Raw genomic sequence first — 25,145 nt, forward strand, 5'->3', positions numbered from 1 at the left:
ACCTCCGGGATAGCGGTACGTGGCATGGCGCGGGGAAAGCTTCGGGGAGCCGCCTGACAGCCGCGGCCGGGGCGCCTCAACGGGTGCCCTTGGGGTCGAGGGCGTCGCGGACGCCGTCGCCGAACAGGTTGAAGGCCAGCACGGTGATGAAGATCGCCGCACCCGGGATGATCATGAACATGGGGTCGTCCTCGTAGGTGCCCACCGCCTTGGAGAGCATCTGCCCCCAGGAGGCGGTCGGCGGTTTCACGCCCGCTCCCAGGAAGCTGAGGGCCGCCTCGGTGAGGATGTTGGTGGGGATCATCAGCGTCGCGTAGACGGTGATCGGCGCCACCAGGTTGGGCAGCAGCTCCCGGAAGAGGATGTAGCGGCGGCCGGCGCCGAGGCTGCGCGCGGCCTCCACGTACTCCTTCTCGCGCAGCGACAGCGTCTGGCCGCGCACGATGCGGCCGACATACGGCCAGCCGAAGAAGCCGATGACGCAGACCAGCACCGCGATGCGCACCCCGCTGCCGGTCAGGCCCAGCAGGTCGTTCGGAAGCACCGAGACCAGGGAGATGATGAACAGCAGCTGCGGGAAGGCCAGCAGCATGTCCATCACGCGGCTGATCACCGAGTCCACCCAGCCTCCGAAATATCCGGCGATGATGCCGAAGACGGTGCCGAGGACGACGGCGACCAGGGCCGCGAGGAAGGCCACCAGCAGCGAGATCCGCGCGCCGTAGACGACGCGGCTGAACACGTCGCGGCCGTTGGAGGGCTCGACGCCGAAGAGAAAGTCCGAACTGATGCCGCCCAGGCTGCCCTTGGGGGTGCCGAAGAGTGGGTCGATCTCTTCCTGGTGGAAATCGTTGGGCGGGTGGCCGAGCAGACTCACGATCAGCGGTGCGAAGATCGCCACTAGCACGAGGAAGACGACCACGGCTCCGCCCGCAAGCGCCAACTTGTCGCGTTTGAGGCGTCTCCAGGCGATCTGTCGCAGCGATCTTCCCTCGACCGACGCCGTGACCACATTCGCCGCTACATCGGCAGTCGCGACCGGCTCTGCGTCGGCGCTCGTGCCGTGCAATGGTGCCGTCATCGTGGTGGGGACCCCTCTCGACCGGTGGTGACCGGCCCACGACTCGCCGCTGTGGCGGCTTAAGTTCACAAGGTGAGCGAAAGGGGTCGTTTTACGGAACCGCGCCCCTTGGAGCGGGAGTCTTCATCGCGTTTGTGATCACCCGCCAGTACCCACGGGCAATGGATGCCTAACCGTGATGTGCGGTAAGCGGTTCCGGTATACGGACAGTTGTGACCTGTGAACGCATCAGTAACTACCGCCCCACCACGGGCGATGCGCGGTGGGGCGGTGCGGAAGCCGGCTCAGCGCGCCGGACGGCGCGGCGGCTCAGTACGCGTGACGCGGCGGCGGATAGCCGTACCCGTACGACGGGGGCGGCGGCGCGGGCGCGGCGTTGTAGGCGTCGCGGTCGAAGAACGGCCGGGCGTGGGCCCGCATCCACATCGCGACCGGGTCGTGCTCGTCCGACAGCTCGACCGTGGAGACCGGCAGCCCCTCCGGCACCACGCCGACCGACTGCTGCATCATCAGCCGCACCGACTCCACAGTCTGCTGGCCGTTGTCGTACAGGTCGAGCCCGATGGCCAGATACGGGGCGCCCAGCGCGGGCTGCACCCAGGCCCGGCGCAACGAGCGCACCGCGGCGGTGCGGTGCGCGTTCTGCCCCAAGAGGGCGTAGAACTGCGGGATTTCGATGGCGGGTTCGGTCAGCCGCAGCGGACCGGCGGGCAGCCGGTCCAGCCCGCCCGCGATCCGCCGCAGGTCGAGCCAGGGGATGCCGACACCGCCGCCGACGGCGTGCGGGTTGAGCCACAGTCCGTAGTGGTCGCGGTAGAGGGAGTCGGCGATCCGGCGCGCGTCCACCACCTCGTGCGCACGATTCCAGCCACTGGCGGCGAGTTCCTGGGCGGAGGTCACACACGGTGCGTAACCGTGGCCGTCCACGTCCATGTTGCCGTACTGGGCGTCGGGGTCGCCGGGCGCGCCGTGCCACAGCAGCATCCAGACCTGGCCCTCGGCGAGGGCGTGCAGCAGCGCCTCGTAGGCGTCGTACCGGCCGGGAGCGACCTGCTGCAGCATTCGCTCGACCTGACCGGCAGCCGCCCCCCAATCCGCGCCCGCGCTCACCTGGGTCCGCCCCTCTCTCGGCCTTGCCCGCACCTCACCGGGACGCGCGCCGCCCCGACTGGTCATCCAACCAGCTTACGGGCCCCCGTGGCCGACCCCGGAGTGCGTCACAGGTCACGGTCGTAGAACGGCCGTACGCGCTCCAGCATCCACGTGGCCACGGGGTCACCCTGCGCGACGTCCAGCGCGACGAGCTGAACGGTCCACGGGACCGGCACCGCCCCGAGCGCCCGGCCCAGTGCCTCCACCGCGAGGGCCTGCCCCTCCGGGCCCGGCGCGTCCAGCTGGACCCCGACGAAGAGCGCAGGCTGATCGCCCTCGACGCTGGCCAGCGCGCGCCGCGCGGTGCGTACCCCGGGCTCCTTCGTGAACTCGATCCCGGCGGCGGCCAGGAAGTCGACCGGCTCCTCCTGCCAGTCGGGCTCGAACAGCCGCACCCGGCCCCCGCGCGCGGGGCCGTCCAGCTCGCTGCGCCCGGACTTGCACAGTTCCTCGACCGCGGGCGGCGGCAGCGGGACGCCGACCGGCCCGTCCGGGTTCACCGCGATGCCGAGCTGCGGCGGCAGCCCGCGGGCGAACTCGACGGCCGGGGCGACCGTGAACGACATATGGGCGCCGACGATCTGCAGGAACTGCTGCTCGGAGCTGAAGACGGGCACGTACGCCTGGCCCTCGATCTCCAGGGTGGGCAGGTCGAGGCTGCGGCTGTCGGGGCCGCCGCCGTTCGGCAGCGGGATCCAGACGAAGCTGCGGGCGAGGGTCTCGACGATCCGCGCTCCGGCACCCGGGACGCCGATCGAGGCCGCGAGCACCCCTTCCAGCTCATTGCCGGGGAACGCCGGATAAGCGCCGTCGGGAAATCCTCCGTGAGCGGGGGTTATGCCCTGGTGCTCCGGGATACTCATTCTTCGTCCAACCGCCATCTCGTCCGACCTGCACGAGCACCCTAACGGCTGCGCGGCGGAAGGCCATGGGCCGCCCGGGCATCTCCACAGCACTTCCTCACGCCGGAAGCACCACCGGGGACAGCCTCACGACGGCATCCTCACGCTCCGTCACGCCCAGATGGCCGAATTTCGTCGGGCCGTCGGCCTGGTGCCCGACTCGTATGTCACTCGAAGGAGATGCTGCGCAGCACGCTCGCGGTTGCCCGGTCGAGCAGAACGGCCGAAGCGCAGCCCTCGGGCGGCTGCCCGCCCTCCACCCGCGCCACCAGCCGGCGCATCGCCCGCCGGTGCCGTCCGAAGGCGAAGCCGGAGACGCCCCGGCCGCGGGCGGCCTGGCCCTCCAGGGCGACCGCGGGGTCCACGTCCAGCAGCACCAGATGCAGCCCGCGGCCGGTGCGCCGGGCGTCCCGGGCCAGCCAGCGGCGCACCCAGGGCTGTGAGCCGCAGTCGTGGACGACGACGCTCGCGCCGGAGGTGAGCGCCCGGCGCAGCCCCACATAGTGGGCGCAGCGGACCAGCGGCCGGTAGACCGCGTACGGCAGCCAGCGCGGCATGCGTCTCTCCCAGGCCTCCCGGGTGTGCTGCGAGTCGACCCGCACCACGGCCGTGCCGCTCGGGTCGGTCCCGGGGACCACCCGGTTGATCAGGGTGGTCTTGCCGCTGCCGGGCAGCCCGGAGGCGATGATCAGGTCACGCGCCGGGTAGCGCAGCTCCGCCCCCACCCCGCCGCGCAGGTCGTGCACGGCGCGCCGGTCCGGTCTGACCGTGCCCCCTGAGCGCGTCCGCTCCTGCCGCGCGGGCAGGGTTCCTCGGGTTGTCGCGAATGTTCCCTGCCCGTGCACCGTGATCGTCCTCCAAGGTCGGTCAAGCGGCTGCGTACCCCGAGAGTGTCAAGAAAAGGTAATGCCCATCAAGGAGGCCCCGGCGCGACCCCGCTCACAGAGGGGGGTTCCCTTCCGGAGCGGACGTGCGATGATGGCCGCGCCAACTGCATACCGGCCGCTCGAATCCGCGCGGGAGAGTCCTTGGTCACCGGCAGTCCGCCGGTCTTCACAAGGCGCCGAAGGAGCAAGCCCTCCCTTGAATCTCTCAGGCCCCGATACCGCACGGACGAGGCAGATCTGAAAAGCGGGCCACTCGAAGTGGCTCCACCCAAGGTGCAAGCCGGCCAGCCCCGCCGCGCGGGATTGGTCACGGCGAACCTCTCAGGTTCCGATGACAGATGGGGAGGACGCTGTGCCGTCCTTGTCGTCCCATCCACCCCACCCGTCCCGTCATCGCCGTGATCATGACCCTGGGAGCTGCCCCATGACCGACGCCCCGCCCACGCCCCGCCGCACCGCGCTGGACGCGGTCCACCGTGCGCTCGGCGCCACCATGACCGACTTCGCGGGCTGGGACATGCCGCTGCGGTACGGCAGCGAGCGCGACGAGCACACCGCGGTGCGCACCCGCGCCGGGCTCTTCGACCTCTCCCACATGGGTGAGATCGCTCTCACCGGGCCGCAGGCCGCTGACGCCCTCGATTACGCCCTGGTCGGCCATCTCTCGGCGCTCGCCGTGGGCCGCGCCCGCTACACCATGATCTGCGACAGCGAGGGCGGCATCCTCGACGACCTGATCGTCTACCGGCTCGCCGAGCAGGAGTTCCTGGTCGTGGCGAACGCCTCGAACGCCCAGGTGGTGCTGGACGCGCTGACCGAGCGCGCCACCGGCTTCGACGCCGCCGTACGGGACGACCGCGACGCGTACGCGCTGATCGCCGTCCAGGGGCCGCAGTCCTCGGGGATCCTGAAGGGGCTGACCGACGCCGACCTGGACGGGCTGAAGTACTACGCGGGGCTGCCGGGGACCGTCGCGGGCGTGTCCGCCCTGATCGCCCGCACCGGCTACACCGGCGAGGACGGCTTCGAGCTGTTCGTCGCGCCGGACGACGCCGAGCGGGTCTGGCAGGCGCTGACCGAGGCGGGCGCCCCGGCGGGCCTGGTGCCGTGCGGGCTGTCCTGCCGGGACACGCTGCGGCTGGAGGCGGGGATGCCGCTGTACGGGCACGAGCTGAGCACCGACACGACCCCGTTCGACGCGGGGCTCGGCCGGGTGGTGAAGTTCGGCAAGCCCGGTGACTTCGTCGGCCGCGGCGCGCTGGAGGCCGCGGCGCGCGAGGCCGAGGCCCGGCCGCCGCGCACGCTGACCGGCCTGGTCGCCGAGGGCCGCCGGGTGCCGCGCGCCGGCTACGCCGTGGTGGGCCCCGACGGCTCGGAGATCGGCCGGGTCACCTCGGGCGCCCCGTCCCCGACGCTGGGGAAGCCGATCGCCATGGCGTACGTGGACGCGGAGCACGCCGCGCCCGGCAGCCCGGGGGTGTCGGTGGACATCCGCGGTACCGGGGAGCCGTACGAGGTCGTCGCGCTCCCCTTCTACCGCCGCGAGCGCTGAAGCCCCCGTCTCACCACTGAAGACCCGTTTCCCAAGCACTCCCCCCTATCCAGGAGAATCGGACCATGAGCAACCCCCAGCAGCTGCGCTACAGCAAGGAGCACGAGTGGCTGTCGGCCGCCGACCAGGACGGCGTGTCGACGATCGGCATCACCGAATACGCGGCCAACGCGCTCGGCGATGTCGTGTACGTCCAGCTCCCGGATGTCGGCTCCACCGTCGCCGCCGGTGAAACCTGCGGTGAGCTGGAGTCCACGAAGTCGGTCAGCGACCTGTACGCGCCGGTCTCCGGTGAGGTCACCGACATCAACGAGGACGTGGTGAACGACCCGGCGCTGGTGAATTCCGCCCCCTTCGAGGGCGGCTGGCTGTTCAAGGTGAAGGTGACGGACGAGCCGGGCGACCTGCTCTCCGCCGAGGAATACGCCGCCTTCTCCGACAACTGACCCTCCTACTTCGATCGGGACCCTGATGTCGCTTCTCAACAGCTCCCTGCACGAGCTCGACCCTGACGTCGCCGCTGCTGTCGACGCCGAACTCCACCGCCAGCAGTCCACCCTCGAAATGATCGCCTCGGAGAACTTCGCCCCGGCCGCGGTCATGGAGGCCCAGGGCTCGGTCCTGACCAACAAGTACGCCGAGGGCTATCCCGGCCGCCGCTACTACGGCGGCTGTGAGCACGTCGACGTGGTCGAGCAGATCGCCATCGACCGGATCAAGGAGCTCTTCGGCGCCGAGGCGGCCAACGTCCAGCCGCACTCCGGCGCCCAGGCGAACGCCGCCGCGATGTTCGCGCTGCTCCAGCCCGGCGACACCATCCTGGGTCTGAACCTGGCGCACGGCGGCCACCTCACCCACGGCATGAAGATCAACTTCTCCGGCAAGCTCTACAACGTGGTGCCCTACCACGTGGACGCCGAGACCGGTCTGGTCGACATGGACGAGGTCGAGCGCCTGGCCAAGGAGCACCGCCCCAAGATGGTCATCGCGGGCTGGTCGGCGTACCCGCGTCAGCTGGACTTCGCCGCCTTCCGCCGCATCGCGGACGAGGTCGGCGCGTACCTGATGGTCGACATGGCCCACTTCGCGGGCCTGGTGGCGGCCGGGCTCCACCCCTCGCCCGTACCGCACGCCCACGTGGTCACCACCACCACCCACAAGACCCTCGGCGGTCCGCGCGGTGGCGTGATCCTCTCCACCGCCGACCTGGCCAAGAAGATCAACTCTGCGGTCTTCCCCGGTCAGCAGGGCGGCCCGCTGGAGCACGTCATCGCGGCCAAGGCGGTGTCCTTCAAGGTCGCGGCCGGCTCCGCCTTCAAGGAGCGCCAGGAGCGCACGGTCGAGGGCGCCAAGATCCTCGCCGAGCGGCTGATGCAGGCGGACGTGACCGAGGTGGGCGTCTCCGTCCTCTCCGGCGGCACCGACGTCCACCTCGTCCTGGTCGACCTGCGCAACTCCGAGCTGGACGGCAAGCAGGCCGAGGACCGCCTCCACGAGGTCGGCATCACGGTCAACCGCAACGCCATCCCGAACGACCCGCGGCCGCCCATGGTCACCTCGGGTCTGCGGATCGGCACCCCGGCGCTGGCCACCCGCGGCTTCACCGCCGAAGACTTCCGCGAGGTGGCGGACATCATCGCCGAGGCGCTCAAGCCCGCCTACGACGCCGACGCGCTGAAGGCGCGGGTCACCGCCCTCGCCGACAAGCACCCGCTGTACCCGCACCTGTCGAAGTAACCCCGGTCCCGGCCTCCTGGGGCCCGGACCACGGGGGGCGCGCCCACCCGGCGCGCCCCCCGCACCGCACCACCCGCACGCACCCCCGTGCAGACGAAGGAGTCCCCGGTGGCCATCTCCGTATTCGATCTCTTCTCGATCGGCATCGGCCCGTCCAGCTCGCACACCGTCGGCCCGATGCGGGCGGCCCGGATGTTCGTCCGCCGGCTGAAGAACGAAGGGCTGCTGGCCCACACCGCCTCCGTACGCGCCGAACTCTTCGGCTCCCTCGGCGCCACCGGCCACGGCCACGGCACGCCCAAGGCCGTGCTGCTCGGCCTGGAGGGCCACTCCCCGCGCGATGTCGACGTCGAGGCCGCCGACGGCGAGGTGGAGCGGATCCGCACCACCAAGCGGCTGCGGCTGCTCGCCGCCGAGATCGAGGGCGGCCACGAGATCGACTTCGACGAGGCCGACGAGCTGATACTGCACCGGCGCCGCTCCCTGCCGTACCACGCCAACGGCATGACCCTCTTCGCGTACGACGAGACCGGCCATCCGCTGCTGGAGAAGACCTACTACTCGGTCGGCGGCGGCTTCGTCGTGGACGAGGACGCGGTCGGCGAGGACCGCATCAAGCTCGACGACACCGTCCTGAAGCATTCCTTCCGCACCGGCGACGAACTCCTGCGGATCTCCCGCGAGACCGGCCTGTCCATCTCCGCGCTGATGCTGGAGAACGAGAAGGCCTGGCGCACGGAGGAGGAGATCCGCGCGGGCCTGCTGGAGATCTGGCGCGTCATGGAGTCCTGTGTCTCCCGCGGCCTCACCCAGGAGGGCATCCTGCCCGGCGGCCTCAAGGTCCGCCGCCGCGCCGCCAACGCCGCCCGCGCGCTGCGCTCCGAAGGCGACGCTCCCGCCCGCGCGATGGAGTGGACCACGCTGTACGCCATGGCGGTCAACGAGGAGAACGCGGCCGGCGGCCGCGTCGTCACCGCCCCCACCAATGGCGCCGCCGGGATCATCCCGGCCGTTCTGCACTACTACACCCGCTTCGTGCCGGGCGCCGACGAGGAGGGCGTCATCCGCTTCCTCCTCGCCGCGGGCGCCATCGGCATGCTCTTCAAGGAGAACGCCTCCATCTCCGGCGCCGAGGTCGGCTGCCAGGGCGAGGTCGGCTCCGCCTGCTCCATGGCCGCCGGCGGCCTCGCCGAGGTGCTGGGCGGCAGCCCGGAACAGGTCGAGAACGCCGCCGAGATCGGCATGGAACACAACCTGGGTCTGACGTGCGACCCGGTCGGCGGCCTGGTCCAGATCCCCTGCATCGAGCGCAACGGCATGGCGGCGGTCAAGGCCGTCACCGCCGCGCGGATGGCGCTGCGCGGCGACGGCCGCCACCATGTCTCCCTCGACAAGGTCATCAAGACCATGAAGGACACCGGCGCCGACATGAAGGTCAAGTACAAGGAGACGGCTCGCGGCGGCCTCGCCGTCAACGTCATCGAGTGCTGAGGGAACGCGCTCCAGCGACGCTACGCGACGGTGGTGAGGTCCGTGGTGGCCCCGGAGGATACGCCACGGGGAGAGACCATGCATCGCATCGTCCGTTCGAAGCCGACCGCCCATCGGACCGGCGCGATCCTTCGCACCGCATTTGTTCGCTGTTCGGCGCGGTCTTTCTCATGCTCTGCACCGTCGGCACGGCCCCCGCCGAGGAGCCGACGCCGTCCCCCGCTCCGTCCGCGTGCGACTCCTGGCCAAGGCCGATGTGCCGTACGGCACCGCCTCAGAGCTCGCGGCAGCCCGCCTGATCGCCCTCTTGCCCGCCCAGTGGGCCTGCCCTCGATTGGAGTGCACGCCCACGACCCCGACACTGACCCTCGCCCCGCCCCGCCCCGCCCCGCCCCGGGAAGCGTCATGGGCCGAAGTGATCCGCGTAGTGGACGAGGCACTCGCTCAGTCCACCCTGCGCGGCTGGGCCCGCGCCCCGAGCTGACACACCCGCACCGCGTGGCAGTCCGCGCGTGGCGCCCGACGCATACCCCCCTTCCCGATGGCCGCGCAGTCAGCGTCCCTTTCGCCCGCCGTCCGCGGGCCACCACGAAAGCGAACGACACAAGGGAGAACACACGTGCCCCGTCCCCCGGCCATGCCCGCCGGCCAGAAGGCCGCCATCGTCCTGTCCATCCTCTTCCTATCTGCAGCGGCAGGCCATGCGCGGAACCATGCGCACGCGGGCGAGTACCGGTGGGCCCGCCCGCGTCGCCGCCGACGGCCGCACCAGGGAAGACGGCCGTACCAGGGAAGAGGCACGCACCCTCGCCCAGGCCCGTGTCAACGGTGTGGCACCGGTGTGGCCGGCTGCGCGCGGCGCGAGAGCATCGTGACCCGCGGGCGCGCATGACCAGCGTCTTCGGCCTGACCAGGCAGGGCTTTCCGGACACCTGTGAGGTACCGTCGCGAACGTGATCGACGCGCCCGCCTTCGAACAGCACCGACGCATGCGTTCGGCATCGCCGACCGCATGCTCGGCAGCGTCATCGATGGACGACCCCCGCTCGCACCATCCGCAACCCGGACACGTTGCGTCACGCCAGGCGTGTCGGCCACGTCGGGGGAGGTGACGGGTGGGGGCGGCTGATCCAGTGGCGATACGGGTACCGGTCGGGGAGGACGCGGAGCGCTGGGCGAGCCGCGCGGTGCATCGGCGCGTACTGCTCGTGGTGCACAACGTCACCTCCGCCGGACGCCTGCTGGACGTGCTGCCGCTGTTCCACGACGACTTCCGGGTGCAGCTCCTGGTCACCTCGACGGGGTCGTCCGCGTTCCAGGGCGGGATACGCGAGCTGTTCGCGGAGCTGCAGCTGCCGGTGCTGCCATGGGAACAGGCGCTGGCGACACCGGTGGACCTGGCGGTGTCGGCGAGCTTCGGGGGTCAACTGCATGCGCTTCGGGGGAAATTGACCGTATTGTCGCATGGAGTCGGATACACTAAGAAACTGGCCGCCGGATGCCGGATGCCGGATGCCGGATGCCGGACGCCGGACGCCGGCTGTGCATCCGAGCCGACCTTCGGTCTGTCGGCGGAGTGGCTGCTGGTGGATGGCGAGCCGTTCGTGGACGGCCTCGTCCTGTCCCACCCGGAGCAGTTGGAGCGGTTGCGGCGTGCATGCCCCGAGGCCGAGGCGGCGTCCGTACTGGCCGGCGACCCCTGCTTCGACCGCATGCTCGCCGCCCGGCCCCACCGCGAACGGTTCCGGCGTGCGCTGGGCGTGCGCCGAGGTCAGCGGCTGGTCGTACTGAACTCCACCTGGAACCCGGAGGGCTTCTTCGGCACCGGCGGTGACCAGGACGTCCTGCCGAGCCTGCTGCCCCGCCTCGCCGCCGAGCTGCCGGCCGACGACTACCGGCTGGCGGCCGTGCTGCACCCCAACATCTGGTACGGGCACGGGCCGGGCCAGATCCGGGCCTGGCTGGACCGGGCCCGGCGCGCCGGGCTGACCCTGATCGACCCCGTGCACGCGTGGCGCCAGGCCCTGCTGGCGGCGGATGCCGTCGTGGGGGACTTCGGTGCGGTCTCGTACTACGCGGCGGCTCTGGGCACCCCCGTACTGCTGGCGTCCGCCGTGCGGGACAGGCTCGACCCGCAGGCGCCGCTCGCCGCGTTCGTCCGGGACGCGCCACGGCTCGACCCGCACGGCCCGCTGCGGGACCAGGTGGAGGAACTGCTGACGCGGCACCGCCCGGCCGCGGGTCCGGCGGAGTTCATCAGCTCGGCCCCGGGCGCCTCGGCGACGCTGCTGCGGCGGCACTTCTACGCGCTGATGGAACTGCCGGAGCCCGCGGCTCCGGCGCTTCTGGAGCCGCTGTCCCTGCCGCCGTACGAGCCTCCGCGGCGGACGGCTCCGCTCAACGTCCGTACGCGCGTCCGTGGGACCGATGTCCGGATCGAGCGCACCACGCGACACCCGTATGACGCGGTCGGCGAGACCACCCACCTCGCCGTACACGAGGACACCCGGGATCCCGGCGATCTCGCGCGGGCCGATGTGATCGTGCGGGAGGGGCGGCCGGACGATCCGCGTCTCGGCGGCGCGGAGGAGTGGACCGCCGAGGTGCTGCGCCGGTATCCGCACTGTGCGCTCGCCGCGTATGTGACCGGGCCGGACCGGTGCAGCGTGCGGGCGCGGGGTGGCGGCGTCCTCCATCTGTCGGCGGAGCCGGGCGCGGACGCCGACCCGGCGGCGTACGCCTCGGCGCTGTACGCGTGGCGGGCGGGCGGTGCCACGGTGCCGCCGGACGGTGCGACGCTGCGGGTGCACGCGGCCGGCGGTGTGCACCCGGTGACCGTGGCGCCCGCGTGAGCGGCGGGCGCCGGACAGGGCCTAGGCTTCGCAGCGCTCCCGCAGACGGGCGAGATACGCCAGGTGCGGAGCCGCCTTCTCCGGGGTGAGCAGGCGCTCCGCCTCGGAGATCTTCGTCAGCGCCTCGGCGTTCTCACCCGCTTCATGCAGCGTCTCGGCGAGGTCGGTGAGCGTACGGGCCTGGTTGTACGCCTCTCCCCGTTCCGCGAAGAAATCCCGCGCGGTCTCCAGCCGGATACGGGACTCCGTCAAGTCGCCCATGCCGCGCAGGGCACGTCCCTGGTGGCGCTTGATCAGGGCGAGGGCGCGGGGCAGGTCCTCGGCGCCCTCCTGGCCGGGGCCGATCCGCCCGTAGACGCGCTCGGCCTCGACGAACCGCTCGTACGCGTCCTCATACCGCCACTGGTACAGGCGCAGCAGGCCCAGCATCTCCACGGACGACGCCTCGCCCCGCACATGGCCCGCCGCGCGCTCGGACGTGGCGGCGGCGAGCACCGCGCCCTCGGCCTCCTCCCACTGCCTCAGCTCACCCAGGCAGTGGCCGAGCTGGAAGTGCAGCGCGCCCGCCAGACGGGTACCGGGGTGATGCTCGTCTGCGCACCGGGCCGCGATCCGCAGGGCGGGGAGGGTCCCATCCCAATGACCGGCCTTCAGTTGCAAGGGCCACAGCGCGCGGGCCAGTCGCAGTGCTGTGTCGATGTGCTGGTACTCCTCGGCCACCGAAACCGCCCGGACCAGGTTTCCGGCCTCGGCGATCATCACCGTCATGCCCTCGGCCTCATCGCCGTAGGGGGCTCCCCTCGCCGGTGCGGGCTCCGTTCGCCAGCTCTGCGGCAGGGCGGCGTGCGCGGCGTGCAGGGCCCGGTTCAGCAGGCCGTCGAGCACCCGGGACACCGCCGCGGAACACTCCGCGATGCCGTGCTCCGGGCCCGCGTCGTCCGCCAGGTGACGGCACACCTCGGGCCGGAAACGGTAACGGCCGTCCCCCACAGGCTCCAGCAACCGCACGTCCGCCGCCCCGGCCAGCATGCGGGCGGCCCCCTCCGGGGCGACGCCCGCGGCGTCCCCGGCGAGGCGGGCGTCGATCGCGGGCCAGCCGCCGAGCGCGGTCAGCCGGCAGAGCCGCGCCGTCTCCGGCCCGACGCGGCGACAGGCGTCCCGCGCCGTGCCGCCCACCGGATTCGACGACAAGTCCGGGAGCGGCGCTTCCCCGGTCAGCAGCCGCAGCGCCGCGGCCTTCAGGGCGAAGGCGTTGCCCGCGCAGCCGTCCAGCAGCGCGGGCATGTGCGGCTTGGCGCGCGCGACCGGCTCCGGCCCCGCCACCTTCTTCAGCATCTGCACCGCGTCCCGGTCCCTCAGTGGAGGTACGGCGATCCGCTCGGCCTCCAGCAGGAAGGCCGGTCCGGACGCGACGACCAGGAGGAAGACCTCCGGCGTGGCCGGGACCAGGCCGCGGACCTGCGCGACCGAGGAGGCGTGGTCGATCACCACCAACGCCCGGCGGCCCGCCGTCAAGCGCCGATACAGCTCTTCGCGTCCCGTCTCGGTGGGCGGCATGCCGTCGGGCTCGACCCCCATCTGCCGCAGCAGGCGCAGGAGGACGGCGGCCGGTTCGAGTCCGTTCTCGCCGGGGGCGTCGCGGACGTCGACGTAGAACTGCCCGTCGGGGTACCGCGCGATCCGGTCGGCACCCCAGTGCAGCGCCACCGCGCTGGTGCCGATCCCCGGCGGCCCGTACAGCAGCGCGACCCGAGGCCGCCCCGCGGCGGCCCGGGTCGCCTCTCGCCTCAGCTGCCGCAGCACGCCCTGACGGTCGGTGAAGTCCCGTGTGGCGGGCGGCAGTCCGGGCCCAGGACGCAGCGCCACCTGGGGCAGACTCCGCGACAGGCCGGCGAACTCATCGGCCCGCCGGGGGTCCTCGTTCAGCCGTGGATGCATCTGACGCGCCAGCAGCTCCCAGCCCTCCGGGGTGCTCGGCAGCGGCGTCTCCCGCCCCAGGGTCCGCCGCACCAGCGCCCCCGTCGACACGAGCACCTGCTTGCCGACCTCTCCGGCGGCCCCGTTGCCCACCGCCGTGAGAAACGCGGTGAGCGCACTCACCGTCACGATCTCGAACACACCAGCCCCTCCCCTGGTACCTGGCCGTGGTCCCTGCCGGACTGTATCCCCGAAGTCATCCCGCGCGCGGCGAGGACATGATCAACACCCTATCCACGGGGCAGGGCTGCTGATTCCTCGCTTCCGGCCTCGGCCGGGCTCAGAACTGGCCGAGATCGACTTCCACCGGGAACGGAGCCGCGGCCTTCACCACACCGGTGAACACGTCTCCCTCCCGGTAGGCCCTGCTCGCGGGGTCGAGGACGTAGGTGTACACCAGCGGCACGCCGGTAGCGGCCTGCTCGATCCGCCAGTAGAAGGCGATCCCCGCCTTGGCGTACTGATCGACCTTGACGATCCGGTCGGTGGTCTCCGAACCCGGCGATACGACCTCGGCGACCAGCAGCACATGCTCGGGTCGGGTGGGGGTGATGTCGATCGTCTCCGCGCGGTACACGACCACGTCGGGGCGGCGATTGGTAAGCGGAATGTCCTGCAGCCGGACGTCGAAGTCCGTATCGGCGTTCCAGTCCGGTCCCGCCGCGGCCTCCAAGGCGTTCGCGAGGATCCGGGCCAGGCGGTTGTGCCGCTTGGACGCGCTGGGGCTCACCACGACCATCCCGTCCACGATCTCGACACCCGCGCACTGCTCCTCGGACCAGGAGTCGTACTGCTCGGCCGTGATCTGCTCGTGCATCCACGCGGGCGCGACCATCTCGGCGGTCATGACTCACCCCTTGAACCTGTGCGACGGGCCTCGTGCCAGTGCGGCCAGCCTACCGGCGCGGGCACCCCGCATTCCGAAGTCAGCGATCCTCGCCCCAGAGCGGTTGGCCTCGCAGATGCCGCTCGATGACATGTGCTACGTCAAGGAGCCACTGCCTCAGCGGCACCCCGTCCGGAGGGCTGACACCCATGCCCAGTGCCGCGACCGCCCGGCGGAGCTCCTGATCACTTTCCGCCATGGCCAGAAGCTGGGGGATCTCCCCGAGTGCCCGCCTCAGGTCACCCTGGGGATTTCCGCGCAGATAGTCCTCCAGGGCCTCGCGATACGACGAGTATTCGTCCGAGAAGTCCTGGTGGAAGTAGCCGCCGATGAGCTGGTTGAGCTCGGGGAAACTCTCTTCCCACTCCCAGCCCATTTGTGGAGCCTGGCCAGAATAGTCACCGGGCTTCTGCTGAGAAGCCCGGATGTGATCCCGGGCGATGCTCAGAGATTCTTCGACGCCCCTCCCCTCCGTGGGGCGCACCTGTGGCATCAGGTCCACCTCATCCGCGATCTCAGGGGAGAACAAACCCACACCGAGAAGGTCATCGAGCTCTTGGAGTACGCGGACGCCGCGCTGCGGAAACCGCGAGATGACGCGCAGATACCCTTCCAAGGCCGGACCCGGCCTGGCCGGGGTGTCGGTGAACGCATAGTCCACGTGGGTGTATGCGCGGAGCAGGTTTTGAATCTCGTGGAATCGGTGGCCCGGCGCAGGAGGATGGGACATTGGGGATCCATTCGGGGGAAGCGGTTCAGGGAACAGGGTAGGACGTCAGCACCCGATAACCCGAGGCTGCCGATGGGTCACGTTTGAGAATAACCTTCACCTTGTTCACCCAGCTCGGGGAATCTCCTCTCAGATAGCTCTCCCTGGTGAGCGTCAGCCCTGTGTTCTCATTGAACGCCGTCTCGGGGAGTGCGAGCTTCGGTTTTGAGCCGTTGAGCCAATCCGTGATCCTGCTCTGCTGCCGAGCCAAGACCTCGTCCACAAATCGCTGAGCCGATTTCTCGTCGACGAAGCGGGAGTCGGCTTCGATATTCGGCTGCGACCTCAGTCGACTCCGCATATCACGAGTCGTCTTCTCCACATGGCGTTCGATGGTGTGAGACCCGTTCTTCCCCTCGTCGCCCTTGATGTCGGCACGGTGTTCCTGCCTCGTCTTACCCTTACGTTTTTCCCGGGGCCAGGCGTTCCAGCCGTCAGGGTTTCCTCCTGCCCCGGCTCCGGCCGCGCCCATGAGGACGACGCCCAAGGTGCCGTAGACCGCCGCGTGGACGGCGGCTTCGCGGGTGATGGCGAATGCTCCCGCCCTGACGCCGCCCGCCAGGGCCAGGCCGAGGCCGCCGCCGGGCGGGAGCAGGGCGAGCAGGGCGAGCAGGAGGAGGGCGAAGCCCAGGTAGGTGGTGAAGTCGTGCAGCGCGTCGAGAAGGTGGAGGTTGCGGATGAGCGGGGTGGACGGGGGCGTGCCGTCTGCCAGCCTCAGCACCAGCAGCGCGCCCGTGACGCAGCCGCCCAGCGCCGTCCAGATCCGGAGGCGGATGAGGGCGAGCACCTCGCCGTGGGGAAACGCGCGGGTCGTCCGCCAGGCGCGCAGGAGGCGCGCGAGCCGCCAGCCGGTCCAGAGCAGGCCCGCGATCCCGAAGCCGATCAGGACGTACGGGCCGTCGCCCGAGGTGAAGTACCGCCGCACGGCGGCCCCGGCGGGGAAGGAGCCGACCGCCAGGAAGAGCAGGGCCGGGAGCGTCAGGGCGAGGGAGATGAGCACGAGCCATGCGCGCCGCGGGTCGCGCACGCCACGCGCGGCCTGCGCCACGGTACGTAAGCCGACGCCCCGCCAGGCGTGTTCGCGGTCGGAGGCGTCGATCTGCGCGGCGGACCAGGCGACCGTACGGTGCAGCGACTCGGCGCCGGGGTACGGCTGGCCGCCCGCCAGCCCGTAGAGCAGCGACCGCCGCAACCGGGCGAAGCGCAGCACGATCAGCGTGGACCAGGGCACGCACCAGGCCCCGTACGCCGCGAGCGCGCCCAGCCCCGACCGCCCGGCCCGCTCCGCGGGCAGCAGGACGTCCGGCGCGTACGGCTTGCCGCGTCGCACCTGCCGCAGGTCGGCGGCCATGGCGACCGCCAGGCACCCCAGCGGTACGGCCCACAGCACCCCCTCGAACGCCTCGACCCGCGACACCGCGTCCCGGTCGGCCGGGCGCGCGGCGGCGTAGTTGGTCAGCATGTGGAGCACGGAGGCGGCGACCGGCGGCAGGACGCCGAGAAGACGCGTCCAGCCCCGTCCGCGCAGCAGCACCCCGACGCCGAGCGCCGCGAGGGCCGTGTAGACCAGGTGGGGGCTCGTGGCCGCGCCGGGGGTGCGGTCGCCGAGTTCCAGCACCCCCTGCGGGGCGGGGAACCAGGCGGAGAAGACCTGCCCGGCGCCCGGGATGTACGGCGCCCGGAGGCTGTCGGGGATGGCCCAGCCACCGGCCGGGTGCGGAATGGCCCGCCCCGCGTCCAGCCCGTACCGCGCCACCGCCTCCAGCAGCCCGAACCCGGCCCCGAGCGCCGCGCCCAGCACGACATGGTCCGTGAGCCCCCACTGACGCCGGATCCTGACGTTCCACGCCATGAGCAGCAGCGGCGCGAGCTTGACCAGCTCTTCGATGACCGGGTCGACCGTATAGCTCGCGGCCTTCACGACCTCGGTCAGCGACTCCCCGGTGACCTCGGCGACCCCGCGCGTGTACGCCAACTCCAGCAGCGCCGCCGCGACCCCGCATCCGTAGACGCCGACCGCGATCGCCAGCAGCCCCGTGGACACCCGCACCGACCGGCCCGGCGAGGACAGCACCAGCAGCTGCGCCACCCCGTACACGGTCGCGGCCACCATGAGCAACGCCACGCCCAGCCCCCAACGGATGGTCGATCCGGAGGGCGAGGCTAGGGGTTGATCATGAGCGCGACAAGGTCATTTCCGGGCCGACCGAACCCGCCACTCACGAAGCGGTGGGGACCCACCGAAGGGAAGCCGGGGTGGACGCCGGGGCTGAGGCCGGAAGCGGTCCTGCACGGGCACCTGACGCGGCCCCGCCGCTCTCCAACGGGAGAACGACGGGCCGCGCGGCGCTGTGCGTCAGACGGTGGGGAAGTCCCCGCTCCGCATGGCGGCCGTGAACGCGTCCCACGCACCGGCGGGGAACACCAGGGCGGGACCCGCCGGACGCTTGCTGTCCCGGACCGGGACGACACCGGCGGTGGCGGCTATGCCGGGCGCGAACTCCACGCACTCACCTTCATTGCCGTTGCTGTAGCTGGACTTGACCCATTCAGCACACGACAGGTCGAGGGTGGTCTTCATCGGGTGTATTCCTCCATCACTCTACGGATCATGGACAACGACTGGCCGGGAGGCAGAGCGGCAGCCCGCAGCCGGTCATAGGTGGCAGTCGCGTTCGCCACCGCTTCCGGTGAGTCGATGAGCTGGCCTGCCATCGCCGTGTCCGCGTAGGCGACATTGGGCCCTTCGTCGAACGTCAGAAGGGTGAAGCTCTCTGCCGCTGGGAGTGTCCCCATCGCGAACGGTAGTACCTGAAGGGTGATGTGCGGGGACTCCGCTTCCTTCAGGAGGTGGGCGAGCTGTGCGGCCATGACCTCGGGGCCGCCCACCTCGTTCCGCAGGCACGCCTCGCTCAGGACGCACCAGAGCAGCGGAGGCGCGTCCTTCTCCATCACCCCTCGCCTCCGCAGCCGTCGCTCGACCTTCGCGTCGATGTCGTTCACGCTCGCCCGGGGATGGACGGCCCGGAAGACCGCCCGTGCGTACTCGGGCGTCTGCAACATGCCCATGATGAGCGTCGTCGAGAAGTTCGAGATGCCCGTCGCCTGCCGCTCCAATTGCAGATACGGGATGAACCAATCGGGATAGCCATGCTGGCTCGCCCGCCGCCGAAGCCGCGCGAACGTACCCGGCGTGCCGAAGACCCGGTCACACGCGTCCGCGAACTCGGGGCTGGCCAGTCGCTCGCCCGCCTCCACCTTGGCCACATATTGCTGCCCGTAGTTGGCCTTCACTCCCAACTCCCGCTGGCTCAGCTTCGCCCGCGTCCGCCAGATCCGGACCTCGGCGCCGAAAAACGCCGCGCCACTGGACGGTTCCTGTTCTTCCGTCGGCTCACTCACCGGTGGTTCTCCCCTCACCCCAAGCGTCCTGGTGTGCCCCAATCCCTGTTGCGCGCACTCCCGCAGGGCAACGCTGGGAGTACACAGAGTGATTAAAGCCCGCAAGACATATCCAGGTCAGGGAGAACCCCCATGGTGTTTCCCCTCGAACGCATCAGCGAATCCAGTAGCGCAACCCCAGGAAGCGACCGTTGAACGACACCTGCCCCCTGTGCCGCCAGTACGAGGCGCTGCGCGAACAAGCCAAACAGGCCGGGGACTACAGCAAGGCCACCGACTACGAGGTGTTGCGCCGCCGCCACCCCGCCCACACCGTCCACATCCCCAGGACCCCCACGAACTCCGGAGAGCGACCCGCATGAACAGCATCCGACGCCCCGCCCCCGGGCAGATCGCGTACGACCCGGCCAGCGGCCGGACCGGTGTGGTGCAGGCGGTGCACACCGTCGACGAATTGCTCTTCGACCACCAGGTGACCTCCCACCGGGTGGCCTTCCTCCGGCCGGAGCGGGGTGGCGTGGAGTGGACGGCCGACGCCACCACTCTCCGCTTCCCCCCGCAGGGTGACGCGAGCACCTGAGCCCCAGAGCGGCCCCCGCCTCATCCGGGAGGCCGGGGCCGTCCGCGGCGGCGAGGGGTTGATCATGGGCGGGGCACGAGGCCGGTCAGCTGGTTCGCAATCTCCTCCGCGGTCGCCACCAGGGCGAAGCCTTTGCGCAGGACGGCGAGTTCGGGTTCCTGCATGGACTCGTCGTCCGTGGCCGTGACGTCGGCCCCGAACACGACCTTGTAACCGCGTTCGTACGCCTGCCGGGCCGTGGTGCCGCAGCAGTAGTTGGTGAGCGTTCCCGTGACGATGACCGTGTCGCGACCGAGGTTGCGCAGCATCGTGTCGAGCGGGGTGTCGTAGAAGGCGCCGTAGGAGGGTTTGCGGATCAGGACCTCGTCGGCGCGGGGGCTCATCTGGTCCCACACCCTCGCGGGCCCCGGCCGCCGCCAGCCGGTATCCGCGTGCGGGAGGTATCGCAGGGCGTGCGGCCGGTCCAGGCCGAGATGCGTGTCGTCGAAGATGGTCCAGATGACCGGGACGGAGGCGGTCCGGCACGTCTCGGCCAGTCGGCGCAGCATCGGCGCCATCCGCGTCGCCGCCGGTACCCAGTAGGGGCTCCAGCCGGGGCGCACGAATTCGTCCTGCATGTCGATGACCAGCAGCGCCGTCCGTTCGGGCCGTATGCCGAACGTCGCCCGGCCGTTCCGGTAGGCGTCACGCGCCCGTGCGGTCATCCGCTCCTCGGTATAGCTCATCCCTCACCCCTACATCGATTCGATGTACCTCGCTTCGATGTGCGAGAGTAGCAGCATGCTGGAACTCGCGATCCTGGGATTCCTGGCCGACGGGCCGCTGCACGGATATCAACTGCGCCGCCTCATCGCGCACTTGTCGGGCCACACCCGGCCGGTCAGCGACGGCAGCCTCTATCCGGCGATCAACCGCTTGGTCAAGGGCGGGCTGCTGGACCGACGCACCGAGCCGGGGACCTCGGCCGCACAGCGGCACACCGTGAGCCTGACCGCCGAGGGCCGCACCGAACTGTTGCGTCGGCTCCGGGACCCCGACGAGCTGGACATCAGCGACAGCACCCGGTACTTCACGATCCTCGCCTTCCTCTCCCGGCTGCCCGACACCGCCGACCAGCACGCGGTGCTGCGCCGACGGCTGGAGTTCCTGGAACGGCCCGCGAGCTTCTTCCACGACGGCGACCGCCCGCTACGCGCCGAGGACACCGACGACCCCTATCGCCGCGGAATGCTTCTCATCGCCCGCGCCACGAGCCAGGCCGAGCGGTCCTGGCTGAGGGAGCAACTGGGGTGACGCCCCGCCGACCAGGTGAGAGGCGCCGCTGAGGGGGGAACCCCTAGCTCAATGAACGGCCAGACGAGCACAGACGGCGGACATGACGAGGAGCGGACGGAGCAGGGGCGGCGCGGGGAGGGGTGGCCCGGGCGGTTGCGGGAGTGGGGGCTGCGGGTGGCAGGGAGCCGTGGGCCGGAGCGGCACACGCTGCTGCTGATCGCCAAGAGCACGCTCGCGGCCACCCTCGCCTGGTTCACGGCGAAGGATCTGCTGCACGCCCAGTCCCCCGCGTTCGCTCCGTTCTCCGCCGTGCTCATCATGAACGTGACGGTGTACCAGTCGATCGCGCAGTCCCTGCGCTATGTCGCCGCCGTGGTGACGGGAGTGGCGGTCCAGGCGGCGCTGGGGTTTCTGGCCGGTCCGGATCCGGTGACGTTCGTCCTGGTCGCCGCGATCGCGCTGACGATCGGGCAGTGGAAGGCGCTGGGGGCGCAGCGGTCCCAGGTCGCGACGGCGGCGTTCTTCGCGTTCTCCACCTACTCGTCCGCGACGGGCAACATGGAGCGGGCCACCCAGCTGGGGCAGATCGTTCTGCTGGTGCTCATCGGCTGCTCGCTCGGGCTGCTGGTGAACGTCGTGCTTGTGCCGCCGCTGCGGTACCGCAGCGCGGAGCACGGCATCCGGGCGCTGGCCGGGGCGCTGGAGACGCTGCTGGCCGACATGGGGCCGGCGATGCGGGACGGGGAGTTCGCCGAGGAGCACGCGCGGCACTGGCGTGCGCAGTCCAACCACGCCCAGGCGCTGGTCACCCAGGCGAGGTCGGGCCTGCAGACCGCGGAGGAGAGCGTTCCGTTCAATCCGCGGCGGCTGCTGCCCCAGCATCGGGGGCGCACGTCGTTCGCGAACTACCGCGCCGTCCTGGACGCGCTGGAGCGGTCCGCGTATCAGCTGACGTCGCTCACCAGGAGCCTGGAGCGGTGGCGCGAGGAGGAGCGGGACGACTCCTACCGGCGGTTCCTCCGGTGCCACGGCACGTTCCTGGGCTCGGTGGAGGAGATCGTACGGGTGCTGGCCCGGCTGGACGAGGAGCATCTGCCGGACCAGGCCACGCAGCTGTGCGAGCTGGCCGAGGAGATGCAGCGGCAGCTGCGGGCCGTCACCGAGCAGGCGGAGAGCGACGACCTGCCGCTGGGCGACCCCGTACGGCCGTACGGGGTGCTGGTGGTCGAGGCGAACCGGTTGACCGAGGAGTTCCAGTACACCTGCGATGTGCTGCACACTCATATCCAGGGCGAGCCAGGACAGGGGGCATAGCACGGCGGCGCCGGAAAAACACGAATTTCCCTACCAAATCAGTCGCTTGTGCAAATACCGTGCGTGACGCCGACAGCGTTGCGTAGGGTTCTGGACCGGGCATGACAAGGGAGACGCCCGTCCCTCTTTCAACCTCTCCCCTTGAGGCAGGAACCATGCTGCACGGCATCGACGTGAGTTCGCACCAGTCCAGCTTCGACACGGACGGACTGGCCTTCGTCTTCATCAAGGCCACCGAGGGCCGGTCGTACATCAACCCGAAGCAGTCCTCACAGGCGGCCCGGGCGCGGAAGGCAGGGTGCGTCGTCGGCTTCTACCACTTCCTGTGGCCCGGGAACATCGCCGCGCAGGCCCGGTATTTCGTCGAGAAGTGTGCCTCCGAGAAGCACGATCTGCTCGCCGTGGACTGGGAGACCACCGGCTCGGGGACGCGCGCCAGCAACGCGGAGAAGGACCGGTTCATCCGGGAGGTCAAGAAGCTGCGGCCCACGCACCGCGTGATGCTGTACTGCAACCGGAACTTCTGGCTCAACCACGACACCACGTCGTACGCCGGGGACGGGCTGTGGATCGCCGACTACGTCTCGGCGGGCAAGCCGCGCATCAAGGCCAAGTGGCGGATCCACCAGTACACCGACCGGCCGGTCGACAAGAACGTGGCGGACTTCTCCAGCAAGGCCTCGCTGAAGACCTGGGCCACGGTCACCCGGGTGGCGAACGCCATCGAGGATCTTGTGGACGGGGACGACGAGGACGTGCGCCAGGAGAGCGAGACGAAGGAGCAGCAGCCCGAGGCGAAGGGGCAGCCCGAGGCGGAAGGGCAGAGCCAGGCGTAAGGGGCGGGCGCGCGGGGGTGGCCGCCGGGGCGTTGTCAGTGGGGGCGCCTACGCTTCCCGGTATGAGCTACGCAGACCTACGCGAACTCCGCAGCGCGCTCACCACCGCGTCCGACATCGCCTTCTCCCTCGACGACCCGCCCTCGGGCCAGGAGACCGAGCTGCTCACCGACGCCCTGCGCCGGGCGCTCGCCGCGGCCGGTGCGCTGACCACCGAGCAGGGGGCGACCGGCTGCGCCCAGCATCCGCAGGGGGCCGTCGACCCGCTGTACGGGGACCCGGAGGATCCGCTGCCGCCCGGCTACGGCCGCTGCCTGCTGTGCAACGACCGCAGGCGGCGGGCAAGCGCACAGCGGCGCGGCTGGCGCTGACGCGCCGGCGGCGCCGCCGTGCGACCCGGGCCGGACCCGGGCCGGACCCGATGGGTGAACCAACGGGTAAACCGATGAGTAGACCAATGGCCGGACCCGATGGGTCAGCCCTTGTTCTGAGCGGCCCAGAACTCGTCGAAGTTGAGCAGCCCGTCACCGTTGCCGTCATGGGCGTTGATCACGGCCTGGGCGACGGGCTCCGTGACATACGGGTCCCCCAGCTGCGCCATCACGCTCTTGTACTCGGCCGCCGTGATCAGCCCGTCCCCATTGAGGTCGTACCGCTCGAACGCCTTGCGCGCCGCCTCGATGTCCGCCACCTGTTCCGCCCCTTTCGTGCGTGAGTCTGACCCGCACAGATTAGCGGCCCCCGGCCGGCGGCCCGCCCGGCGTCCACAGGTCAGCTCTGGTTGACCAGCTCCATGTAGCGGTCCCAGTCCCACAGCGGACCGGGGTCGGTGTGGTCGGCGCCGGGGACTTCGCTGTGGCCGATGATGTGGTCGCGGTTCCTCGGGATGCCGAAGCGGTCGCAGACGGCGGCGGTGAGGGCGGCGGACGAGGCGTACATCTCATCGGTGAACCAGGCCGGGTCGTCCACCCACCCCTCGTGCTCGATGCCGATGCTGCGGTTGTTGTAGTCCTTGTTGCCCGCGTGCCAGGCGACGTCCTTCTCGCGGACGAACTGGCCGATGTAGCCGTCGGCCGAGGCGACCATGTAGTGGGCGGAGACCTGCTTGACCGGGTCCTGGAAGATCTTCACCGCGTCCGGGAAGGTCTCCTGCGTCACATGGATGACGACGAAGTCGATCGGATAGGTCGTGGGGCGGCTGGAGACGCGGTAGTTGGAGGCGGAGGCGGGGATCCAGTGGGTGGGGGGATAGGCGGCGGCGCGGCGGGGGCGTCTGTCACCGGCGTGGGCGGTGGCGGCGGTCGCGGCGAGACCGAGGGCGGCGGCGCCGAGACCGGCGCCGGTGCGGAGGAGGGTGCGTCGGGTGGGGGCAGGGCCGTGCGCTTCCATGGGGGGGCTCCCGAATGCAGTGCCGGTACAAGGGATCTGACGGGATGTGACGCGCGTAGCGCGGATTCCATGGTGAGGCGTCGGCAGGGCCATGCCAAGAACCGACAGGCAAAGAAAGAATCCGCGTTTCGGTCTGAACCACTGGCAATTCCGCACTGCCGCTACCAAGAGATGAACAGCAAGGGAAACTCACACCTTTACCCGCCATTAACAAGGCAAGTGTCACAGCTCACCTTGGATTGAGTTGGAGGTGTTCTGCCGGTTCTGCAATAGTCAGGGCAGCGACCCCCATTGACCCGGGCCAGGTCGTTCCCCCGAATGCCGCGGAGCCACACCCCTTCCGCTCCGCGGCGGGGCGGACAGAGGTCCCCGAACCGTCGCACACGACGGTGGGGACCTCTGCCCTTTGTCACCCGGTTCGCCGGCTCACTTCACGCCCCGTCGGCCACCCGCATCTCGAACCAGGTCGTCTTGCCGCACGGCAGCAGGTCCACGCCCCAGCGCTGGGAGAGCTGATCCACCAGCATGAGGCCGCGCCCGCTGGTGTCGAGCGCCCCCACCGGCAGCAGACACGGCAGCCCGCGCGACGGATCGCGCACCTCGACCCGGATCCAGCCGCGACGGCGCAGCATCCGCAGCCCGAAGGTGCGGGCGCCGGTGTGGCGTACGGCATTGCCCACCAGTTCCGAGACGAGCAGCACCGCGTATTCGGCGAGCTGGCAGGCGAGCCCCCAGTCGCGCAGCACCACGAATTCGGTCAACCGGCGGGCGGTGGCCGCGGATTCGGGCCGGGACGGCAGCCGCACCTCTTCGTCCGCAGGATTCCCGAACAGTTCGAGCGCCCTGAGAGCCGGATCCTCCTCGGCGGACGGAAACCGCCGAACCGCAGCCGTACCAGTGCGCTGCTGCGGCTGCTCCATTCCCTCCAAGCCCGCCATGCCCCCCATGATGGCCGCCCGAAAGGCCGTCCGGGGCGGAACCAGGGGATTCCGAACACCGGAGCCCCAGGCTCCACAAACCGATCCCAGCTATGCCATTGGCAGCGCAGTGAGTCAAAACACCC

Annotated in this window: 26 protein-coding genes and 1 riboswitch; of the genes, 12 read left to right on the forward strand and 14 right to left on the reverse strand. The window is 70.7% G+C overall.

Going from position 1 to position 25,145, the window contains the following annotated elements:
- Positions 1–76 precede the first annotated feature (76 nt).
- The 4 genes from ACFZCY_RS27930 to ACFZCY_RS27945 all read right to left on the reverse strand — a co-directional run bounded on the left by ACFZCY_RS27930 (position 77) and on the right by ACFZCY_RS27945 (position 3,986).
- Positions 77–1,081 carry an ABC transporter permease subunit gene (locus ACFZCY_RS27930; RefSeq protein WP_391178958.1) on the reverse strand — a complete coding sequence of 335 codons (1,005 nt, stop codon included), beginning with the start codon at positions 1,079–1,081 and terminating at the stop codon, positions 77–79.
- A gap of 309 nt (positions 1,082–1,390) precedes the next feature.
- Positions 1,391–2,143 (reverse strand): enhanced serine sensitivity protein SseB C-terminal domain-containing protein, encoded by a 753-nt coding sequence (locus ACFZCY_RS27935; RefSeq protein WP_391178961.1) that lies wholly within the window; start codon positions 2,141–2,143, stop codon positions 1,391–1,393.
- Positions 2,144–2,298: 155 nt separating this feature from the next.
- The gene (locus ACFZCY_RS27940) at positions 2,299–3,096 is read right to left on the reverse strand and encodes an enhanced serine sensitivity protein SseB C-terminal domain-containing protein (RefSeq protein WP_391178964.1); all 798 of its coding nucleotides are present in this window, start codon (positions 3,094–3,096) and stop codon (positions 2,299–2,301) included.
- 206 nt (positions 3,097–3,302) lie between these two features.
- Positions 3,303–3,986, reverse strand: coding sequence for an AAA family ATPase (locus ACFZCY_RS27945; protein ID WP_391179293.1), 684 nt, complete (start codon positions 3,984–3,986; stop codon positions 3,303–3,305).
- A gap of 156 nt (positions 3,987–4,142) precedes the next feature.
- Positions 4,143–4,253, forward strand: a riboswitch (glycine riboswitch).
- A gap of 193 nt (positions 4,254–4,446) precedes the next feature.
- Here ACFZCY_RS27945 and gcvT point away from each other — a divergent pair.
- The 6 genes from gcvT to ACFZCY_RS27975 all read left to right on the forward strand — a co-directional run bounded on the left by gcvT (position 4,447) and on the right by ACFZCY_RS27975 (position 11,654).
- Complete coding sequence (gene gcvT, locus ACFZCY_RS27950; protein ID WP_391178967.1) at positions 4,447–5,574, forward strand: glycine cleavage system aminomethyltransferase GcvT; 1,128 nt, start codon at positions 4,447–4,449, stop codon at positions 5,572–5,574.
- 65 nt (positions 5,575–5,639) lie between these two features.
- Complete coding sequence (gene gcvH, locus ACFZCY_RS27955) at positions 5,640–6,020, forward strand: glycine cleavage system protein GcvH (RefSeq protein ID WP_055547469.1); 381 nt, start codon at positions 5,640–5,642, stop codon at positions 6,018–6,020.
- Between the two features lie 25 nt (positions 6,021–6,045).
- The gene (gene glyA, locus ACFZCY_RS27960) at positions 6,046–7,311 is read left to right on the forward strand and encodes a serine hydroxymethyltransferase (protein ID WP_391178971.1); all 1,266 of its coding nucleotides are present in this window, start codon (positions 6,046–6,048) and stop codon (positions 7,309–7,311) included.
- A gap of 108 nt (positions 7,312–7,419) precedes the next feature.
- Positions 7,420–8,802 (forward strand): L-serine ammonia-lyase, encoded by a 1,383-nt coding sequence (locus tag ACFZCY_RS27965; RefSeq protein ID WP_391178974.1) that lies wholly within the window; start codon positions 7,420–7,422, stop codon positions 8,800–8,802.
- 232 nt (positions 8,803–9,034) lie between these two features.
- Positions 9,035–9,286 carry a hypothetical protein gene (locus tag ACFZCY_RS27970; protein ID WP_391178978.1) on the forward strand — a complete coding sequence of 84 codons (252 nt, stop codon included), beginning with the start codon at positions 9,035–9,037 and terminating at the stop codon, positions 9,284–9,286.
- Positions 9,287–9,935: 649 nt separating this feature from the next.
- On the forward strand, positions 9,936–11,654 hold the full coding sequence (locus ACFZCY_RS27975; protein ID WP_391178981.1) for a hypothetical protein: 1,719 nt from the start codon (positions 9,936–9,938) through the stop codon (positions 11,652–11,654).
- 21 nt (positions 11,655–11,675) lie between these two features.
- On the opposite strand, the gene ACFZCY_RS27980 is transcribed toward ACFZCY_RS27975, so the two are convergent.
- The 6 genes from ACFZCY_RS27980 to ACFZCY_RS28005 form a co-directional block, all read right to left on the reverse strand.
- Entirely contained in the window at positions 11,676–13,772 is a 2,097-nt protein-coding gene (locus ACFZCY_RS27980) for an ATP-binding protein (RefSeq protein ID WP_391178984.1), read from the reverse strand.
- A gap of 139 nt (positions 13,773–13,911) precedes the next feature.
- The gene (locus ACFZCY_RS27985; RefSeq protein WP_391178987.1) at positions 13,912–14,478 is read right to left on the reverse strand and encodes a Uma2 family endonuclease; all 567 of its coding nucleotides are present in this window, start codon (positions 14,476–14,478) and stop codon (positions 13,912–13,914) included.
- 79 nt (positions 14,479–14,557) lie between these two features.
- On the reverse strand, positions 14,558–15,178 hold the full coding sequence (locus ACFZCY_RS27990; RefSeq protein ID WP_391178990.1) for a contact-dependent growth inhibition system immunity protein: 621 nt from the start codon (positions 15,176–15,178) through the stop codon (positions 14,558–14,560).
- A 94-nt stretch (positions 15,179–15,272) separates the two neighbouring features.
- Positions 15,273–17,411, reverse strand: coding sequence for an RNase A-like domain-containing protein (locus tag ACFZCY_RS27995; protein WP_391178994.1), 2,139 nt, complete (start codon positions 17,409–17,411; stop codon positions 15,273–15,275).
- A 231-nt stretch (positions 17,412–17,642) separates the two neighbouring features.
- A complete protein-coding gene (locus tag ACFZCY_RS28000) occupies positions 17,643–17,867 on the reverse strand; it encodes a DUF397 domain-containing protein (protein ID WP_391178997.1) in 225 nt (74 codons plus the stop codon).
- Positions 17,864–18,688, reverse strand: coding sequence for a Scr1 family TA system antitoxin-like transcriptional regulator (locus ACFZCY_RS28005; protein WP_391179000.1), 825 nt, complete (start codon positions 18,686–18,688; stop codon positions 17,864–17,866). The genes ACFZCY_RS28000 and ACFZCY_RS28005 overlap by 4 nt, the downstream gene beginning before the upstream one ends.
- Positions 18,689–18,879: 191 nt before the next feature.
- Here ACFZCY_RS28005 and ACFZCY_RS28010 point away from each other — a divergent pair, with 191 nt between their 5' ends.
- Positions 18,880–19,050: a hypothetical protein gene (locus tag ACFZCY_RS28010; RefSeq protein ID WP_391179003.1), complete on the forward strand. Its 171-nt coding sequence runs from the start codon at positions 18,880–18,882 to the stop codon at positions 19,048–19,050.
- Positions 19,047–19,268, forward strand: a complete 222-nt coding sequence (locus ACFZCY_RS28015) for a hypothetical protein (RefSeq protein WP_391179006.1) — start codon at positions 19,047–19,049, stop codon at positions 19,266–19,268. Before ACFZCY_RS28010 ends, ACFZCY_RS28015 begins: the two co-directional genes overlap by 4 nt.
- A gap of 62 nt (positions 19,269–19,330) precedes the next feature.
- Here ACFZCY_RS28015 and ACFZCY_RS28020 read toward each other — a convergent pair whose 3' ends face one another.
- Positions 19,331–19,993 carry an isochorismatase family protein gene (locus ACFZCY_RS28020; protein WP_391179009.1) on the reverse strand — a complete coding sequence of 221 codons (663 nt, stop codon included), beginning with the start codon at positions 19,991–19,993 and terminating at the stop codon, positions 19,331–19,333.
- 55 nt (positions 19,994–20,048) lie between these two features.
- Between ACFZCY_RS28020 and ACFZCY_RS28025 the strand changes: the two genes are divergently transcribed.
- From ACFZCY_RS28025 to ACFZCY_RS28040, 4 genes are all read left to right on the forward strand, one after another.
- On the forward strand, positions 20,049–20,561 hold the full coding sequence (locus ACFZCY_RS28025) for a helix-turn-helix transcriptional regulator (RefSeq protein ID WP_391179012.1): 513 nt from the start codon (positions 20,049–20,051) through the stop codon (positions 20,559–20,561).
- A 51-nt stretch (positions 20,562–20,612) separates the two neighbouring features.
- Positions 20,613–21,857: an aromatic acid exporter family protein gene (locus ACFZCY_RS28030; RefSeq protein ID WP_391179015.1), complete on the forward strand. Its 1,245-nt coding sequence runs from the start codon at positions 20,613–20,615 to the stop codon at positions 21,855–21,857.
- A 155-nt stretch (positions 21,858–22,012) separates the two neighbouring features.
- Positions 22,013–22,693, forward strand: a complete 681-nt coding sequence (locus tag ACFZCY_RS28035) for a GH25 family lysozyme (RefSeq protein ID WP_391179018.1) — start codon at positions 22,013–22,015, stop codon at positions 22,691–22,693.
- A gap of 62 nt (positions 22,694–22,755) precedes the next feature.
- A complete protein-coding gene (locus ACFZCY_RS28040) occupies positions 22,756–23,064 on the forward strand; it encodes a hypothetical protein (protein WP_391179021.1) in 309 nt (102 codons plus the stop codon).
- Positions 23,065–23,168: 104 nt separating this feature from the next.
- Here the strand turns inward: ACFZCY_RS28040 and ACFZCY_RS28045 are convergent, their stop codons facing one another.
- The 3 genes from ACFZCY_RS28045 to ACFZCY_RS28055 all read right to left on the reverse strand — a co-directional run bounded on the left by ACFZCY_RS28045 (position 23,169) and on the right by ACFZCY_RS28055 (position 25,020).
- The gene (locus tag ACFZCY_RS28045) at positions 23,169–23,384 is read right to left on the reverse strand and encodes an EF-hand domain-containing protein (protein WP_179936886.1); all 216 of its coding nucleotides are present in this window, start codon (positions 23,382–23,384) and stop codon (positions 23,169–23,171) included.
- A gap of 80 nt (positions 23,385–23,464) precedes the next feature.
- Positions 23,465–24,082 (reverse strand): N-acetylmuramoyl-L-alanine amidase, encoded by a 618-nt coding sequence (locus tag ACFZCY_RS28050; RefSeq protein WP_391179026.1) that lies wholly within the window; start codon positions 24,080–24,082, stop codon positions 23,465–23,467.
- Between the two features lie 431 nt (positions 24,083–24,513).
- Complete coding sequence (locus ACFZCY_RS28055; protein WP_391179029.1) at positions 24,514–25,020, reverse strand: ATP-binding protein; 507 nt, start codon at positions 25,018–25,020, stop codon at positions 24,514–24,516.
- Positions 25,021–25,145 lie beyond the last annotated feature (125 nt).

Origin of the sequence: Streptomyces sp. NPDC007983, assembly GCF_042958345.1 — a bacterium.
Lineage (GTDB): Bacteria > Actinomycetota > Actinomycetes > Streptomycetales > Streptomycetaceae > Streptomyces.

Coding starts and splice junctions, on each gene's coding strand:
- ACFZCY_RS27985 (WP_391178987.1), bottom strand. CDS start 14,478: ATGACCGCCGAGATGGTCGCGCCCGCGTGGATGCACGAGCAGATCACG.
- gcvT (WP_391178967.1), top strand. CDS start 4,447: ATGACCGACGCCCCGCCCACGCCCCGCCGCACCGCGCTGGACGCGGTC.
- ACFZCY_RS28040 (WP_391179021.1), top strand. CDS start 22,756: ATGAGCTACGCAGACCTACGCGAACTCCGCAGCGCGCTCACCACCGCG.
- ACFZCY_RS27940 (WP_391178964.1), bottom strand. CDS start 3,096: ATGAGTATCCCGGAGCACCAGGGCATAACCCCCGCTCACGGAGGATTT.
- ACFZCY_RS28020 (WP_391179009.1), bottom strand. CDS start 19,993: ATGAGCTATACCGAGGAGCGGATGACCGCACGGGCGCGTGACGCCTAC.
- ACFZCY_RS28055 (WP_391179029.1), bottom strand. CDS start 25,020: ATGGCGGGCTTGGAGGGAATGGAGCAGCCGCAGCAGCGCACTGGTACG.
- ACFZCY_RS28025 (WP_391179012.1), top strand. CDS start 20,049: ATGCTGGAACTCGCGATCCTGGGATTCCTGGCCGACGGGCCGCTGCAC.
- ACFZCY_RS27930 (WP_391178958.1), bottom strand. CDS start 1,081: ATGACGGCACCATTGCACGGCACGAGCGCCGACGCAGAGCCGGTCGCG.
- gcvH (WP_055547469.1), top strand. CDS start 5,640: ATGAGCAACCCCCAGCAGCTGCGCTACAGCAAGGAGCACGAGTGGCTG.
- ACFZCY_RS28015 (WP_391179006.1), top strand. CDS start 19,047: ATGAACAGCATCCGACGCCCCGCCCCCGGGCAGATCGCGTACGACCCG.
- ACFZCY_RS28030 (WP_391179015.1), top strand. CDS start 20,613: ATGAACGGCCAGACGAGCACAGACGGCGGACATGACGAGGAGCGGACG.
- glyA (WP_391178971.1), top strand. CDS start 6,046: ATGTCGCTTCTCAACAGCTCCCTGCACGAGCTCGACCCTGACGTCGCC.
- ACFZCY_RS28050 (WP_391179026.1), bottom strand. CDS start 24,082: ATGGAAGCGCACGGCCCTGCCCCCACCCGACGCACCCTCCTCCGCACC.
- ACFZCY_RS28000 (WP_391178997.1), bottom strand. CDS start 17,867: ATGAAGACCACCCTCGACCTGTCGTGTGCTGAATGGGTCAAGTCCAGC.
- ACFZCY_RS27935 (WP_391178961.1), bottom strand. CDS start 2,143: ATGCTGCAGCAGGTCGCTCCCGGCCGGTACGACGCCTACGAGGCGCTG.
- ACFZCY_RS28035 (WP_391179018.1), top strand. CDS start 22,013: ATGCTGCACGGCATCGACGTGAGTTCGCACCAGTCCAGCTTCGACACG.